A 17139-nucleotide genomic window follows, 5' to 3' on the forward strand; every position below is an offset into this window, starting at 1 on the left:
CATGAAAATACAAATTGTCGCATTTTTTATAAATAACAAGGGGGAACGATATATGGCAACACAAAAGCAACAGGGTATTAAGAAACGATTGACAAAGGGATTCGCAAAAGTGGCGGTAATTGGAGCGGTAGCTTCAATCATTGGAATCGGAGCGCTTCTGATCGCAGCGACACAGTATGAAAAGGCATTAAACCGGTATGGTTTTACACAAGGAGATATCGGTAAGGCGATGACCGCTTTTTCGGAGAGTAGAAGTGCATTGCGCGCAGTGGTCGGGTATGATGATGAAGCTGTGATCGAAAAGCAGACAGCTCTGCATGACCAGAAGAAAGAGGCATTCGAAACTTATATGGATGAATTGAGCAGAACACTCAAATTCTCCGAGGGAAGAGAAGCTTACAATGCGGTCTTGACGGAACTTGACGGCTATTGGGAGCTGGATGCACGAATCTTGGAATTGGCAACTTCGGATGATGCGGATGGTTATCTGGAAGCGCAGGAACTGGATACGACAGATTTGACGGCTCAATATGAACAGATTTATGCAGAATTCGTTGAACTGATGAACCTGTGCGTGCAGAAAGGTGACCGTGCGGAAGCGGATCTGCGGGCAATGGAACGGATTATGCTGTTGGTGATCCTGGCAATCGTTGTGGTTTCTTTCTGGAGTTCGGTGATCCTGGGACGAAAAATAGCGCAAGACATAGAAAAGCCCATGATAGCATTGGCAGATCGTCTGCAGACCTTCGCACAGGGAGATTTAAACAGCGCATTTCCGGAGTGTGCAACGGAAGATGAGATTTCTTATATGATACAGGTGGCAAAGGGGATGGCATCGGATCTGGATATGATCATTACGGATGCCGGAGAACTTCTGGGACAGATGGCAGAGGGAAATTATGCTATCGGCACTAAGATTGAGGATAAATATGTAGGACAGTTTGTGGCATTGAAGGATGCCATGCGTAAAATGAACCGCCAGATGAACGGTACGCTGCATCAGGTAGAAGAAGCTGCAAAACAGGTATCAGCCGGCGCTGAGAATCTGGCAGAATCTGCCCAGTCCCTTGCGGAGGGAGCTACCGATCAGGCAGGTTCGGTGGAGGAACTGACAGCAACGATTACAAATATCGCGGATGCAGTGAACCGTACGGCGGGTGAATTGCAGAAGACCACCCGGAAGGCGGAAAATTATGCACAGCAGGCGGATGCCGGACATGCACAGATGAAATCTCTTATGGAAGAGATGGATCGAATCAACGATACGTCCAAAAAGATTCAGAATATTATTGCAGAAATCGAAGACATTGCCAGTCAGACCAACCTGCTGTCATTGAATGCCGCAATCGAGGCTGCCAGAGCTGGGGAAGCAGGAAGAGGCTTTGCTGTTGTGGCAGAACAGATTCGCAAACTGGCAGAACAGAGTGCACAGTCCGCAGTGGATACCAGAAGTCTGATCGAAGGCTCTCTGCAGGAAATTGAGAGGGGAAATCAGGCCGCTGAAGCGGCAGCGGAATCACTGGAGCAGATTGTGACCGGAGTTAAGGAGATCGCAGCAGATTCCAGGAGACTTAGTGAAGAATCAACAGCGCAGGCACAGGCAATGGAACAGGCAGAAGTGGGGGTGACTCAGATTTCGGAGGTCGTACAATCCAATTCCGCATCTGCGGAGGAATCTTCTGCAACCAGCGAGGAATTGTCGGCACAGGCATATTCCTTAAATGAAGTGGTAGGCAAATTTACATTACGCAGAGATTAAACTATTAGGAAGAAAATAATTGTTTATGAAATACCGATTTATCAGGCATTGGAAACGGATGCAAAATAAATCGGTATTTTTTTACCCATAACTTTCATTATGACTGAAACATTCATCCCTTCATTATCCTTTAGAATTGTAGAGGTAGGAAACAGGAGATGCGGGAATGAGTCAGAAACACTCGGAACAATATAAAATTATAGGACAGGCAATTAAAAAATATCGAAAACAACGAGGACTTACACAGGAGCAGTTGGCGGACAGAGTAAGCATTAGTATCAGCTATCTCACCAAGATCGAGGCACCGAATTGTGACCAGCCGTTTTCTTTGGAGGTAATATTTGATATTGCTGAAGTGCTGGAGATACCGGCACATGTATTATTGGAGGATTTATAATTTTGTGACAGAGATGAGATTTGCAGTAAGAAAATCTACAGCGTTTGTGAAAAACAAAAAGCGGAAACACTGTAAAATCAATGTTTCCGCTTCTTATATGAGAGCTGCTGACGGGAATCGGACCCGTGACCTCCGCACTACCAATGCGACGCTCTACCGACTGAGCCACAGCAGCATCACGTGACGGCTAACGCAATCACCGTGATTCATTCTAACAAAAGAGATACCGTTTGTCAACAACAAAAATTGCAAATTTTAACGGTATTTGTCGATGAGAAAAAATTGACACAAAATCTACGAAAAGTAAAATATAAGCAGATGTAAAACAAATTTTTACTTTATAGTAAAATCATCTATATTTAGTATGGGGATAAATGTTAAATTATAGAGTAAATATTTTAGAAAGATAAAACCTCTATAATGAGGCGATGGTAGGTGCACATGCAGAAAGAAGAGACAACAGGAGACCATCAAGAATTTGATGAGATGTACCGTAGGACACAGGCGGAAATATACAAGTTTATCCGCTACAGGGTGGCAGACAAGGAACTGGCAAAGGATGTCCTGCAAGAAACGTATTATGTTGCGTATAAAAAGTGGGATATTCTCTGTGAACATTCCAATCCAATGGGATGGCTGATCAATACTGCCAAGAATAAAATACGTGAACTGAATAAGTCATTGAAGAAGATAGAATGTGAAGTCGGCCTGGATGCCGACGAATATACATTCACGGAAGACGGTTATGGAAAATCAGAACTTGATCTCGTAATAACGAAAGGCCTGACGGAAGAGGAGAAAAACAGATTTCACAAATATTTTCTTCATGGTTATTCAATTTCTGAGCTGGCACAGCTTGAGAAAATATCCGAGAACAATATGAGTGTCAGGATCAGCAGATTGAGAAGCAAGATAGCCCAAAACATACCCGACGAGTCCGGTATCGACAAAAAATACAAAAAATCTGTATGAATTGACAAAAAAGAACCATGTACTTAACGAGGGACCAATATTACACCAGATAAGGATATGCAGAAGGGAAAGGAATTGGAATTAAAATGAAGAAGCAGGATAACGAAAGCCTGATTCAGGAGCTTACCAAGCGGTTGGACTGGTACATTATGGAAGCATCAGATGAAGAGTTTGATGCGGATGAAGTACAGACATTAATGAAACTGCTGGACAACCTGAAAACAGAGGAAGACAATATAGAAGATGAATTGCCTGTGGAAGAGGCATTGGATGATTTCTGGAAACATTGTGAGGAAAGGGAAGAAGAGGAGCGCCTGTTGCTTGGCACCGAAGAAGAGAAGGACAAAAGTGAACCTGTTGCAGAGAAAGAGGAGGACAAGCCCAGGGAGGGTAAGCTTCATAAAGTGCTCTGGTACTTTCACAGACGCAGATTTGTAGTGGTGACAGTAGCGCTGCTTGTCGTAATGATACTTGGCGGTTCCTGGCAGGTAGTTGCCAATGCGGAGAAGCATGGAGGTTTCTTCTGGTGGATGGATAAGAATGAGGAAGGAACTACTATGATTACGGCACCGGAAGGTGTGGAGGATTTTGTGAATTTTGAAGTGGGAAAATGCTATAGTATAGAAGAAGTACCTAGCGAATACAGTGAGTACGTGAGGGAACTACTTGAAATTAAAACAATTTCGGATTATTCATTTGACTATGCCAAAATACATAAGGATCAAAGTGATGATACGGTATCAGTACTTATGAAAAATGATGAAAACAATATAAGATTTCAAATAAAAATATATCCACAGGAAATTTTGAGAGTTAGAGAAACATATCCAGGATATGTTTTTGAAACAGAGTTTGAAGATGAGGGAATATTTTTTGACGTTTTTTCTAAAGAAGAGATATCGGGGGAAAATACATATTTGATGTATTTTTATTATGGTAAAGAAAAATATATCGTTATGGGAAGAAATGATAAAAGTGTATTACAAGATATAGTAGTAGAGTATAAGAATGTAGTTTTGAACCACCATAATAAGTAAGTGAAAAGAAGCTTGGAAGAATTTCTAAGCTTCTTTTTACGTGTACAAATAGACAAAGAAAGGAGGGAAGGTACTGCTTGGAAAATTTGAAAAAAATACGTTGAATGAATTTTAAAAATCTGATTTGGGTATAGAAACCATAAGTTAGTCATGCAATGGTATACTGAATAGGTATCCTCCTGCAGAAGGAGGTCCTATGCCGAAAGAAGAAAGGAAAAAGGGGACACATTTAACTTGGGATGACAGGCATGAAATTCAGAAGGGATTGAAAGAACATCGTACCTTTAAAGAGATTGCATACATTATAGGCTGTTCACCTGATACGGTTTCCAAGGAAATACGCAGGCATCGTTATCATAAGTTGCGAAACAGGGATGGCATACTTCATGCAAGTCCAAACCGGTGTAAATACCGAAACAGCTGCAGGTGTTGGGATGTGTGTAAAAAGAAGAAGGGACATAAGTGCAGAATTCCATGCCGGGAGTGTATCAGCTGCAATAAGCTGTGTCCTGACTTTGTGGATGCACCATGCCCAATAGAACACAAGGCGCCTTATGTGTGCAATAACTGCCCCAAGTCCATCAGCTGTCTGTTTGATAAGTACCTGTATAACGCTGATTATGCCCATAAGGAGTACTGTGAAACGCTTAGGAAATCCAGACAGGGAATAGACATGACCAGAGATGAACTGGCAGCATTGGACAGTCTTGTGAGCCCGCTGATCAGGAAAGGACAGCCCCTGGCACATATCCTGGCGCATCATGCAGAAGAGATTCCCTGTGGGGAACGAACGCTTTATAAGTATATCAGTGCCGGCTATCTGACCGCAAGAAATCTGGATATGCGGAGAACGGTAAGATATCGAAAAAGAGTGAGAAGCGTTCCAACTCCCAAAATCAGCTATCGTAAAAAAGAAGGACATCATTATTCAGACTATCTTGACTTTATTGCGAAAAACGAAGGCATACGAGTGGTACAGATGGACACAGTGGAAGGAAATAAAGGCGGGAAATTACTTCATACGCTGTTATGGCCGGAAAACAATCTGATGCTGGCATTTCTGATTGAAACCAAAGAAATGAAGAATACCGTAGCTACTTTTGACTGGTTGGAAGAGACGTTGGGAAGTGAAATGTTTCGGGAACTGTTTCCTGTAATACTGACAGATAATGGATGTGAGTTTGCAGATCCGGAGTTGTTTGAAAAAGGACATGACGGAAAGAAGCGTACCAGAGAGTTTTATTGTGAATCGAGACATTCTGAGCAAAAGGGAGAACTGGAAAAGAATCATGAGTACATAAGATATGTACTGCCAAAGGGAAGTTCGTTTGATGGATTGAACCAGGAGCAGGTGTTACGTATGGTAAATCACATCAATAATACAACAAGGCCTAAACTTCATGGTTCGACACCCATGAAGAAGGCCCTGAAGTCATTTGACAAAAATGCAATGGAAAAGCTTGGACTGGAGATCATCCCACCCGATGAAATCTGTCTGAAGCCTGAACTATTGAAATAAATAAAACAGGCAGGAGGATACAGAAAAGAATAAACAGTTGATGGCAACCAGAAGTTACTCGTGCAAAAGACTTTTGGAGGCTTCCTTTAGTGTACCCTAAAATCCATTCATTTTTAATTATTATAGGTCAGAAAGGGATGAAAAACAACCTGAAAATGGCAAGAAACAGGGCAAAGCAGAAGTTAGTCGTGCAATTCTTTTTCTGAAGCATGGCAGTAGAAGTTACTAATGCAATCAACTTTTGAAAAAAATATATTATAAAAAATGTAAGAAAATTGAATTATATGTCATGAAGTATATAGAGAGATATTTAAGGAAAACAACGTCAATATCTCCAGAGTGTAGCATGACCATTGTATATAAAAGAAAGGAGCTGACTAATGAGAAGAGGGAAAATGAAAAAATGGAGGGTTACAGCAATAGCATTATTAATGGTAATGATTTTTGCTACGCCTATGTCAGGACTAAAAGTGCAAGCTGAAGAAAGTATACAAAGTGAAATGGCAAATGTTGATATAACAATAGCCAATAAAGAAGTAGGCTATAACTCATTTGGAGTACAACCGTTAACAACTCTGTTTGATTGTGAAATAATTTTGGCATTTACAACTAAGGGGCTTGAAATGACCTTTACTACTTCGGCAGCAGAAGTTTCATCAGTTATTGGTGTAAAGGATATTAAAGTACAGCAAAAAATGTGGTATGGATGGAAAACTGTAATGACTTCTGATGGTGCAGAAAATCATGATGAAGAAGTGTTTGGTGGTGGTCTGATTTATCCCGATGCTGTTAGTGGAAAAACTTATCGTGTTACTTGCATACATTACGCAAATTATGATGTATATGAGGAGGTTTTCAACGACACCGGTGCCTTCAAATTCGTACTATAACAATTAGAACTACCAGGTAACAAACAACACACAATAAACCCTTGCTACACTTACGAAAAAACTTAATAATGTATGAACTGCAGAAATACAAAGTACATATTACTTGCAGCAGGAACCACTGGGGGTGGGGATACAACAATGTATTCAGAAAGTATGCTAAAACCTGCATAAGGGAAAACGAAGGGAAAAATAAAATATACTGCAATTGTCACAGTGGGTGGGACAAAAATCTTCACGTGAAAGTATAAGGGGAAATCTTTCAGGAAAAAGATACAGCTGAACGCCTTACAGCTAATGGACATTTATGTCAGGGGTGACAACAAGCAGAATGAGAAAGAGAGAACAAAAGATGAAGCGAATAATGTGGGCAAATCCCATGATCAAGTCTGCCGGGTACGATGCCCAGCAGCAAATGTTGGAAATCGAATTTGCAAACAACGGACAGATCTGGCAGTTTGATAATGTACCGGAGGATATCTGGTATCGCTTTCGGAGTCATCATCTTCCGGAACTCTTTTTCCATAATTTCATTATGGGACATTATCCGGAACGAAGAATGCAGGAAATTGGGTAGGGAACCCAGGCATACGGGGAATACAAACAGGGGAATGAAATTATAACGTAGGAAGCCGCAGAGATAGCAATATCTTCTGCGGCTTCCTGCGTTACAAAATAACATTTTACATAAATCTCTTTCCCAAAAAAGTGGAATATGCTATACTGTTACAGAAGTCTTGTCTGATGGAGGCTGAGATTTTCGAAATAGGAAGAGAGACGTTAACAGATTCATGGCAAAAGAACTGCAACAGACATTGCCGGAAGCCCGGCGAAAAAGAGTGCAGCGGTTGAAGAAGATGATCATAGGTATCGTGGCGGCGGGAATCGTGATTCCGCTCCTGTGCTGTGTGTATCTGATCTGCAGGCTGCATACGATTGACGGAACTTTGAAGACACTGGAGCAGAGACTGGATGAACTGGATATCCGGAATCAGGAGTTACAGACGCTGCTGCAGCAGTTGCAGGAGCAGAAGAGTACACCGGTACAGACACCTCAGATACAGGAGGACAGTTCCGGTGCAGAAGCTTCAGAGCCGGTGGCGGAGGAAAGCTCCGGGCAGGAAGAAATTCACAAGGTGTATCTGACGTTCGATGATGGCCCCAGTATTTATACGAATGACATCCTGGATATTTTAGACAGCTACAATGTCAAAGCCACATTTTTTGTGGTGGGAAAAGAAGGAACCAATGCAGAAGAGGCGCTGCAAAGGATCGTTGATGAGGGACATACGCTGGGAATGCATTCATACAGTCATAAATATAAGGAATTGTACGAATCAATGGACAGTTTTACACAGGATTTTGTCCGGATCAGGGACTACATCTATCAGGCCACCGGAGTGGAGAGTGTCTGTTACCGGTTCCCGGGTGGAAGCTCCAATACGGTCAGCGAGATCGATATGCATGATTTTATCGATTATCTGGACAGTCAGGGAGTGGAATACTACGACTGGAATGTGTCTTCCGGAGACGGCGGAAGCATGAAGTTATCCACGGATACATTACTGGAAAACTGTACCAAGGATATCGATACCAGAGACACGTCTATCATACTGTTGCATGATTCCGCGGAGAAGCCGACTACAGTGGAAGCTTTGCCGGATATCATAGAGAATATTCTGGCCCGGCCGGATACAGTGATCCTGCCGATTACGGAAAATACCAGGCCGATTCATCATATAGAGTAGGAATACCTGTAAGAAGAGAATGCCTGTTGCGGTTTTGATCGTTCGCAGAACGCGAAAACCGCTGATAAATAACAAGAAACAAATGGAGGTACATAATCATGGGATTTTTCTCAGACTTGAAGGAAGATCTGTCCCAGGCGGTCAATGAACTGATGCCGGAGGAAGAGCTGGATCAGGCAGCCGTGGAAGAGACGAAGGAGCAGCCGGTGGAAAATACGCAGGAGACAACGGAAGAGACTCCGATGGAGCCGCAGGCGGAAGAGACACCAAATGACAATGCAGCATTGGAAGAAATGTTGAAGAACCTGGATTCTATTGAAATTCCCCAGGAAAAAGAAGAACAGCCGGAAGAGGAAACAACGGCAGAAGAATCCCGGATAGAGGAAACTCCCATAGGAGAGGCCGTACCGGAACGGGATCTGGACAGTATACTTCAGAACGATATGACTGTGGACAGTGTTCTGAAGCAGGAGAATACAGAGAATAGCAAAGGAGCAGAGAAGAGAATGGACGCAAAAATCGCATCAGATGAAACAGCAGTTATCACCGCAGGTATGGTTATCACCGGAGATGTAAGTTCTGAAGGATCTATGGATCTGGTAGGTACGATCAATGGAAATATTGATATTCTGGGCAAACTGAATATTACCGGATATATCAATGGAAATTCCAAGGCTGCCGAGATCTTTGCAGAGGGAGCCAAGATCAACGGTGAGATCGTCAGCGAAGGTTCTGTAAAAATCGGTGCAAGTTCTGTAGTCATCGGCAACATCACTGCCATCAGCGCAGCTATTGCAGGTGCGGTAAAGGGCGATATTGATGTACAGGGACCTGTAGTGCTGGATTCTTCCGCCATCGTAATGGGCAACATCAAGTCCAAGTCCGTACAGATCAACAACGGTGCCGTAATCGAAGGTATGTGCTCTCAGTGCTATGCGGATGTCAGCCCGACTTCCTTCTTCGATGATTACAAGCCCGAGAAAAAGAAAGTAAAATAAGGAGCATATGACCATGAAGAGAATATTACTGAAGCTTAGTGGAGAAGCACTGGCAGGAGAGAAGAAGACCGGTTTTGACGAGGAGACCGTCAGAAAGGTAGCATTACAGGTAAAGGAACTGGTAGATGACGGTATTCAGGTAGGTATCGTTATCGGTGGTGGCAATTTCTGGAGAGGACGTTCCAGTGAGAACATTGACCGTACCAAGGCAGACCAGATCGGAATGCTGGCTACGATCATGAACTGTATTTATGTCTCCGAGATTTTCCGTTCCGTAGGCATGATGACCAATATCCTGACACCTTTTGAGTGCGGATCCTTTACCAAGCTGTTTTCCAAGGACAGAGCAAATAAATATTTTGCCAAAGGTATGGTAGTGTTCTTCGCAGGTGGTACGGGACACCCTTATTTCTCCACCGATACCGGCGTTGTTCTTCGTGCCATTGAGGTAGAGGCAGATGTCATTCTGCTGGCTAAGGCAATCGACGGTGTCTACAATGCAGATCCCGCCAAAGATCCTACAGCGAAGAAATATGATGAAGTATCTATTGATGAAGTAATTGCCAAGAATCTTCAGGTAGTGGATATGACCGCTTCCATTCTGGCCAGAGACAACAAGATGCCCATGTGGGTATTCGGCCTGAATGAAGAGAACAGCATCGTGAATACCTTGAAGGGCAAGTTCAACGGAACCAAGGTAACCGTATAATTTCAGAAAATAAAATGGAAAGGCGCAGAGCGCAGAAGAGAGGAAAACAATGGACGCAAGAGTACAGGTATATAGTGACAAGATGCAGAAGGCTTATGAGTTTCTGGAGGCAGATTTTGCTGCTATCCGTGCGGGACGTGCGAACCCTCATGTATTAGACAAACTGAGAGTTGACTACTATGGAACTCCTACCCCCATTCAGCAGGTGGGTAATGTAACCGTTCCCGAGGCACGTATCATCCAGATCGCTCCCTGGGAGAAGTCTCTGATCAAAGAGATCGAGAAAGCAATCATGACTTCCGATATCGGTATCAACCCTTCCAACGACGGCAGTGTGATCCGCCTGGTATTCCCGGAGCTTACCGAGGAACGCAGAAAAGATCTGGTAAAAGAAGTAAAGAAGAAGGGTGAGGAAGGCAAAGTAGCTATCCGTAATATCAGAAGAGACGGCAACGATGCCTTCAAGAAGCTGGCAAAGACAGAAGTATCCGAAGATGAGATCAAGGGTCTGGAAGATGATCTGCAGAAGCTTACCGACAAGTATGTAAAGGATATTGATGCTCTGATCGACAGCAAGTCCAAGGAAATCATGACGGTTTAAGAAGGTTTAAAACTATGGAAGAGAATCTGAAAATTCCGAATCATGTAGCAATTATTCTGGACGGCAACGGCCGTTGGGCCAAAGCAAAGGGAATGCCCCGCAATTACGGGCATATGCAGGGAGCCAAGACGGTGGAAGTGATCTGTGAAGAGGCGTACCGTATGGGAATCCAGTATCTGACAGTATATGCTTTTTCTACAGAGAACTGGAACCGCCCGCAGGATGAAGTGGACGCGCTGATGAAGCTGCTCCGCAATTATATGAAGACCTGTCTGAAGACAGCGGAGAAGAACCGTATGTGTGTCAGAGTCCTGGGTGACAAGACCAGACTGGATGAGGATATCCGGACGCGGATCGCGGAACTGGAAGAGGCCACAAAGAACAACGATGGCCTGCATTTCCAGATTGCCATTAATTACGGAGGCAGGGATGAGATTGTCCGTGCAGTGAAAAAACTGTCCGCAAAAGTACAGAGTGGAGAAGTGGATCCTGCAGGGATCACGGCAGATACTCTGGAAGGATACCTGGATACTGCTGGAATTCCGGATCCGGATCTGCTGATCCGAACCTGTAATGAACAGAGGATTTCCAATTTCCTGTTGTGGCAGCTGGCATATACGGAGTTTTATTTTACCCCGGTTCCCTGGCCGGATTTTACAAAAGAAGAATTGATCAAGGCTGTGGAAGCATATAATCATAGAGACAGAAGATATGGCGGCCTGAAGGAGGAATAGCTTATGTTTTGGACCCGTTTGCTCAGTGGCATCGTATTGCTTGCCATTGCACTGGCTACGTTCAGCTTCGGCAATGTATTTCTGGCAGTGCCGTTGTGGCTTATTTCTCTGATTGCATACAGAGAGCTTACCAAGGCATTAAAATGTGCAACGGATGAGAAAAAATTTAATGCACTGGAATGGATCGGTTTTGTGGGAGTGACGGCATATTATGCAACACTGTTTTTCACCAGAGACCATACATTACTGCTGATGTGTATTGTAGCACTGTTCATGGCGGAAATGTTCTGTTATGTGGCAGCCTTTCCGAAATATCAGGCAAGTCAGGTTATGGCAGCAGTGTTCTCTTTCCTGTATGCACCGGTGCTGTTGTCCTTTGTCTATCTCACCCGCGAGTGTGAGACCGGAATCTATCTGGTATGGCTGATCCTGATCAGTTCCTGGGGATGCGATACCTGTGCCTATGTCGTAGGCAAACTGATCGGAAAAAAGCATATTTTCCCGGAATTAAGCCCGCATAAGTCTCTCGAGGGATGTATCGGCGGTGTCGCCGGAGCAGCCCTGATCGGTGGTTTGTATGCACATTTCTTTGTGGAAGCGGCATTCCCTGATCAGATCATCACCTGGACAATCGCATTCATCTGTGCGGCGGGCGCGGTGATGAGTATGGTCGGTGACTTGGCGGCATCTGCCATCAAGAGGAACCATAACATCAAGGATTATGGCAAACTGATTCCCGGACATGGTGGGATCATGGACCGGTTTGACAGCATGACGGTGACAGCACCGATGACGTATTTTCTTGCCATTCTGATGATTGGACTGCGTTAGTCCCAAAGGTAAGATACAAGGAGCATAGCACTATGAAAAAGATAGCAATTCTGGGGTCTACCGGCTCCATCGGAACCCAGACTCTGGAAGTCGTTCGCAATAATCCGGAATTGCAGGTGGCAGCACTGGCTGCCGGAAAAAGCGTAGAACAGATGGAACAGCAGATCAGAGAATTCCATCCTCTGATCGCAGGCATGTGGAGTGAGGAAGCGGCAGCAGACCTGCGGAGCCGTGTGGCGGATTTACCTGTGAAAGTCGTAAGTGGCATGGATGGTCTGTTGGAGATCGCAACAATGCCTCAGTCACAGGTATTAGTGACGGCGATTGTGGGAATGATTGGTATCAGACCGACGATCGCTGCCATTGAAGCAGGAAAAGATATTGCCCTGGCTAACAAGGAGACGCTGGTAACGGCAGGGCACATCATTATGCCGTTAGCGGCGAAAATGGGTGTGAAGATCCTGCCGGTGGACAGTGAACACAGCGCGATTTTCCAGTCACTGAACGGAGAACCGGCCGGAAGAATTGAGAAGATCCTGCTTACGGCATCCGGTGGACCGTTCCGCGGCAGGACCAGAGAGCAGCTGCAGAATATTCAGGTGGAGGATGCTTTGAAGCATCCCAACTGGTCCATGGGACGGAAGATTACCATTGATTCTTCCACACTGGTGAACAAAGGTCTGGAAGTCATGGAAGTAAAGTGGCTGTTCGGTGTTGATCTGGATCAGATCCAGGTCATTGTGCATCCCCAGAGCATTATCCATTCCGCAGTACAGTATGTGGACGGAGCGGTGATCGCACAGCTGGGAACACCGGATATGAAACTGCCGATCCAGTATGCGCTGTTTTATCCGGATCGGCGTCCAATGCCGGGAAAACGTCTGGACTTCTATGAACTGGCACAGATCACATTTGAAAAGCCGGATATGGAGACATTCTTTGGCCTGAAGCTGGCTTATGATGCACAGCGCATCGGTGGCAGTATGCCTACGGTGTATAATGCAGCCAACGAGAAAGCAGTAGGACTGTTCTTAGACCGTAAGATCGCTTATCTTCAGATCCCGGAGCTGATCAGTGAGGCCATGGAGCAGCATAAGGTGATCGAGAATCCGAATGTGGAGGAGATCCTGGAGACAGAGGCATCTGTCTATGATTTTATTGAAAAAGTGTATTCTGAGAGGCAATAAATGGTTACTTTGATCTTGTTTGTATTGATCTTTGGGGTGGTGGTAATCTCACATGAATTCGGACATTTTCTGCTGGCGAAGGCCAATGGAATTCATGTGATAGAATTTTCCGTGGGTATGGGCCCGAATCTGTTTTCTTTCCAGAAAGGAGACACGAAATATTCCCTGAAGCTTCTTCCCATCGGCGGAGCCTGTATGTTTGAGGGGGAAGATGGTCTGAATGAGAAGGAGGACGGTGAAGATCACAGCGGATCTTTCCTGAACGCCAATGTGTGGGCGAGGATTTCCACCGTGTTGGCAGGACCAATATTTAACTTTATTCTGGGCTTTATCATTGCCTTTATTATGGTGAATCTGATTGTGATCCGTGATCCGGTAGCCACGGAGATCGTGGATGGCGGCGCCGCACAGGAAGCGGGACTGGAGGCCGGAGACAGGATACTTTCCTTAAATGGCAGTAAAATACACCTGTATGAAGAAATACAGTTATTTACTCTGACTTACCGTGGCGGAGAAGTGGCGGTGGAATATGAAAGGGATGGTGTAAAGGGAACTACAACGCTGACACCGAAGTACGATGAGAGCGAAGGCCGCTATCTGATCGGCATCAGTAATGCGGATTTCGTAGAACTGTCCGGATTGGACAGCTTCCGGTATTCCTGGTATGAGATGCGCTACTGCGTGAACATGACCTGGAAGAGTCTGGCGATGCTGGTGCAGGGGCAGGTCTCCAGGCAGGATGTGGCAGGCCCTGTAGGCATCGCGGTAAATGTTGTTGGCAAGACCTACGAAAGTACCAAGGATTACGGCTGGCAGAATGTACTGGTGAATATGTTGAACATCACCCTGATGCTTACTGTTAACCTGGGAATTCTGAATCTTCTGCCGATCCCAGCGCTGGACGGCGGCCGACTGGTATTCCTGATCTGGGAAGCCATCACACACAAGCCGGTGCCTCCCGAAAAAGAAGGCATGGTACACTTTATTGGACTGATGTTCTTCATGGTACTGATGGTGTTCCTGTTATTTAATGATCTGGTTAATATCTTCGGATAAGCCGGATAATTCAAGACGTTCAATAAGTAAGATCCGTTGACAAAGGGCATACCGCATGGTATGCTCTTTTTATATTTGTGCAAGGCACATTTCTTTGAAAAATTTCATGCCGATCGGCAAAAATTTCCTGATGTAGCAATGTAACACTGAAGTAAGAAACAGTACGGACAAAAAAGAATAAAAAAGGAGGAATGCGTATGGAGCATGTGACAGCCTGTTATTGGCAAAAGGAAACACCTGCAGAGCTGTTTTTATCTTTGCAGCAACGAAAATACCGTAGGCTGGGGATTTCCGTGGTATGCGCCTGTATCTCGGACAACGGGGAACTGGTAAGAAGTCTGCAAAACAAAATGGAGGAGGAACTGGAAGAAGAGAATGTCTGGAGGCCGTTTCGGGAAGAAATATTGCAGGAGAAATGGATGGACATTATAAGGCAGCAAAAGCAGGATGACAGTTATGCGGGAATCTTATGCGTGGGGAGCAGAGTATTGTTTTTCAGTCACGGGAGAATGCGGATCTGTGGATGTTTTCAGAGATTCGGCAGGACACAATGGAGGACGATGCAGGAATCCTGCATGGCGGGAGAAGTGGAACCGGGGACGGCCATGTTGATGGCGGACAATGGGTTCCTGAATTTCTGTGAAGAGGAACTGACAGCATGTCTGCAACCGCAGATTGCAGGAAGACCGGATGCACGGGAACGCGTGGAAGGCGCTGCAAGACGGCTGAAGGAACTGGGAGAAAAGGCGGAGAGACACGGAGGAACACACATGGGAGCGGTGTGGATCCTGCCGGTTATGGGAGGAAAAGGATGGAGCAGAGAATAACAGAAAATATGGGCAGATCATTAAAGGAACATGGCTATCGGGATCCGGTATTTGTGGGCAAGGGGAGTTTCGCGAAGGTTTACCGCGTCCGGGACGAAAAAAGGGACTTTCAGGCATGTAAGATATCGAAAGTTACAGAACAGTGGGAACAGGAGTGTCGTAACAGCAGAGAGATCTGTCATCCTCTGTTTCCGGCCTACAGAGAACACTGGACAGACGGGGAATGGGGGTATCTGGTCATGGAATTCTGGGATGGCTGTGACTTGCGGAAAATGCTGGACAGGAGGGGGAGACTGTCACCGGGACAGGCGGCCCGGATAGCTTTGCAGATTACAGAGGGATTGCAATATCTGCATGAACGGCCGCATCCGTTTCTCTACCGGGATCTGAAGCCGGAAAATATCCGCATCCGCGTGGATGGAAGAGCGGGGATTCTGGATCTGGGATGTCTGTGGAACCGGGAGCAGGACTGGTCGGGAGCGGGAAACCGAAGCTTCAGTGCTCCGGAGCAGTTCGTGCCGGGGGAGATTCCCGGGGAAGAGAGTGATGTCTATGCAGTGGGCAGACTGCTGGCAGTTATGTTGGGAGATGACACAGACGGCACAGTCAGACAATCTGGGGGAATAAGGAGGCGTAATGCGGAAAAACGTTGCGGACGAAAAGAGCAAAAACAGGAAAAATGGCTTCGCAAAGTGATCGCCATGGCAACCTGTGAAGAGCGTAAGGATCGTATCCCGGAGATCAAAATGCTGCGTACTCTTTTGATGGTGACGGATGATTCCGGGAGGGAGAGGAAACGTGCATGTAGGGCAGCTGATTTTTACTATGTCCGGAAGTTGTACTGCCCATAGTTGTACGTTCCGTGCTCGAACACAATCAAGAAATTTTACAAAAAAGTGCTTGCTGTTTTGGAGAGAAATGAGTATACTGTAACTAAAGGTTCAAAGAAGCGTATGAGGACCGGAAGCAATTAAATTTACATAGCAAAAAGGAGAAGAGTTATGCGTTTTTTTATTGACACTGCAAAAGTAGAAGACATTAAGAAAGCAAATGACATGGGGGTTATTTGCGGAGTAACTACCAATCCCTCCCTGATCGCAAAAGAGGGCAGAGATTTCGTAGAAGTGATCAAAGAGATTGCATCCATCGTGGACGGACCTATCAGCGGTGAGGTAAAGGCTACCACCGTAGATGCAGAGGGTATGATCAAAGAAGGAAGAGAGATTGCAGCGATCCATCCGAATATGGTCGTTAAGATCCCTATGACTGTAGAAGGTTTAAAAGCATGTAAGGTATTAAGCTCTGAGGGAATCAAGACCAATGTGACCCTGATCTTCTCTGCGAACCAGGCTCTGTTGGCTGCCCGCGCAGGTGCTACCTATGTATCTCCTTTCCTGGGCAGACTGGATGATATCAGCACCAGAGGTGTAGATCTGATCCGTGATATCGCTGATATTTTCGCAGTGACCGATCTGGATACCCAGATCATCGCAGCAAGCGTGCGTAATCCCATCCATGTAACCGATTGTGCACTGGCAGGTGCGGATATTGCTACCGTTCCTTATTCCGTTATCGAGCAGATGGTAAAGCATCCTCTGACTGATGCCGGTATCGCCAAGTTCCAGGCAGATTATAAGGCAGTCTTTGGTGAATAGTCTGTCAATGCATAGGCAGGACGACTGCTTGCAGGCAGGAACGCCTATGCATTAGACGGACAAACAGACATGAGCAAGTAGGGCGATAGCCCGGAATGCGAATGTCTGTAGCGGTTCGAGAGTGCGAAGCACGAAGAAGCGCGTGATTCACCAAAGAAGACGCACCGTGAGCAAGTAGGGCTACAGCCCGGAATGCGAATGGCTGTAGCGGTTCGAGAGTGC

At 45.4% G+C, this 17139-nt stretch carries 18 protein-coding genes and 1 tRNA gene; 18 read left to right on the forward strand and 1 reads right to left on the reverse strand.

Annotation, left to right across the window (positions count from 1 at the left end):
• Positions 1-52: 52 nt before the first annotated feature.
• Positions 53-1759, forward strand: a complete 1707-nt coding sequence (locus tag DWZ61_RS14995) for a methyl-accepting chemotaxis protein (protein ID WP_118504998.1) — start codon at positions 53-55, stop codon at positions 1757-1759.
• 166 nt (positions 1760-1925) lie between these two features.
• Positions 1926-2156, forward strand: coding sequence for a helix-turn-helix transcriptional regulator (locus tag DWZ61_RS15000; RefSeq protein WP_022313259.1), 231 nt, complete (start codon positions 1926-1928; stop codon positions 2154-2156).
• A gap of 102 nt (positions 2157-2258) precedes the next feature.
• Here DWZ61_RS15000 and DWZ61_RS15005 read toward each other — a convergent pair.
• Positions 2259-2331: transfer RNA gene (locus tag DWZ61_RS15005), tRNA-Thr, on the reverse strand.
• A 266-nt stretch (positions 2332-2597) separates the two neighbouring features.
• Between DWZ61_RS15005 and DWZ61_RS15010 the strand changes: the two genes are divergently transcribed.
• The 16 genes from DWZ61_RS15010 (at position 2598) to fsa (ending at position 16917) form a co-directional block, all read left to right on the forward strand.
• Complete coding sequence (locus DWZ61_RS15010) at positions 2598-3128, forward strand: sigma-70 family RNA polymerase sigma factor (RefSeq protein ID WP_118539451.1); 531 nt, start codon at positions 2598-2600, stop codon at positions 3126-3128.
• Positions 3129-3325: 197 nt separating this feature from the next.
• Complete coding sequence (locus DWZ61_RS19800; RefSeq protein WP_182427119.1) at positions 3326-4165, forward strand: hypothetical protein; 840 nt, start codon at positions 3326-3328, stop codon at positions 4163-4165.
• A 436-nt stretch (positions 4166-4601) separates the two neighbouring features.
• Positions 4602-5684 (forward strand): hypothetical protein, encoded by a 1083-nt coding sequence (locus DWZ61_RS15020; protein ID WP_243026431.1) that lies wholly within the window; start codon positions 4602-4604, stop codon positions 5682-5684.
• Between the two features lie 395 nt (positions 5685-6079).
• On the forward strand, positions 6080-6574 hold the full coding sequence (locus tag DWZ61_RS15025; protein ID WP_147354722.1) for a hypothetical protein: 495 nt from the start codon (positions 6080-6082) through the stop codon (positions 6572-6574).
• Between the two features lie 349 nt (positions 6575-6923).
• The gene (locus tag DWZ61_RS15030; RefSeq protein WP_022312183.1) at positions 6924-7148 is read left to right on the forward strand and encodes a KTSC domain-containing protein; all 225 of its coding nucleotides are present in this window, start codon (positions 6924-6926) and stop codon (positions 7146-7148) included.
• Between the two features lie 214 nt (positions 7149-7362).
• The gene (locus tag DWZ61_RS15035) at positions 7363-8319 is read left to right on the forward strand and encodes a polysaccharide deacetylase family protein (protein WP_118539455.1); all 957 of its coding nucleotides are present in this window, start codon (positions 7363-7365) and stop codon (positions 8317-8319) included.
• Between the two features lie 98 nt (positions 8320-8417).
• Positions 8418-9317 (forward strand): polymer-forming cytoskeletal protein, encoded by a 900-nt coding sequence (locus DWZ61_RS15040; protein WP_118539457.1) that lies wholly within the window; start codon positions 8418-8420, stop codon positions 9315-9317.
• Between the two features lie 7 nt (positions 9318-9324).
• Positions 9325-10026, forward strand: coding sequence for a UMP kinase (gene pyrH / locus DWZ61_RS15045; protein WP_347475455.1), 702 nt, complete (start codon positions 9325-9327; stop codon positions 10024-10026).
• 49 nt (positions 10027-10075) lie between these two features.
• Positions 10076-10627 carry a ribosome recycling factor gene (gene frr / locus DWZ61_RS15050; RefSeq protein WP_022312179.1) on the forward strand — a complete coding sequence of 184 codons (552 nt, stop codon included), beginning with the start codon at positions 10076-10078 and terminating at the stop codon, positions 10625-10627.
• A 14-nt stretch (positions 10628-10641) separates the two neighbouring features.
• Complete coding sequence (locus tag DWZ61_RS15055) at positions 10642-11361, forward strand: isoprenyl transferase (protein WP_022312178.1); 720 nt, start codon at positions 10642-10644, stop codon at positions 11359-11361.
• Between the two features lie 3 nt (positions 11362-11364).
• Complete coding sequence (locus DWZ61_RS15060; RefSeq protein WP_118505007.1) at positions 11365-12192, forward strand: phosphatidate cytidylyltransferase; 828 nt, start codon at positions 11365-11367, stop codon at positions 12190-12192.
• A gap of 32 nt (positions 12193-12224) precedes the next feature.
• Entirely contained in the window at positions 12225-13379 is a 1155-nt protein-coding gene (locus tag DWZ61_RS15065) for a 1-deoxy-D-xylulose-5-phosphate reductoisomerase (protein ID WP_118539459.1), read from the forward strand.
• Positions 13380-14435, forward strand: coding sequence for an RIP metalloprotease RseP (gene rseP, locus DWZ61_RS15070; protein ID WP_022312175.1), 1056 nt, complete (start codon positions 13380-13382; stop codon positions 14433-14435).
• Between the two features lie 197 nt (positions 14436-14632).
• The gene (locus tag DWZ61_RS19805) at positions 14633-15262 is read left to right on the forward strand and encodes a hypothetical protein (RefSeq protein ID WP_181968661.1); all 630 of its coding nucleotides are present in this window, start codon (positions 14633-14635) and stop codon (positions 15260-15262) included.
• Positions 15247-16113, forward strand: coding sequence for a protein kinase (locus DWZ61_RS15075; RefSeq protein WP_182427121.1), 867 nt, complete (start codon positions 15247-15249; stop codon positions 16111-16113). Before DWZ61_RS19805 ends, DWZ61_RS15075 begins: the two co-directional genes overlap by 16 nt.
• Positions 16114-16263: 150 nt before the next feature.
• Complete coding sequence (gene fsa, locus DWZ61_RS15080; protein WP_022312177.1) at positions 16264-16917, forward strand: fructose-6-phosphate aldolase; 654 nt, start codon at positions 16264-16266, stop codon at positions 16915-16917.
• Positions 16918-17139: the final 222 nt, after the last annotated feature.

The sequence above is a fragment of the Clostridium sp. AF34-10BH genome (assembly GCF_003478095.1).
GTDB classification, from domain to species: Bacteria; Bacillota; Clostridia; order Lachnospirales; family Lachnospiraceae; genus Acetatifactor; species Acetatifactor acetigignens.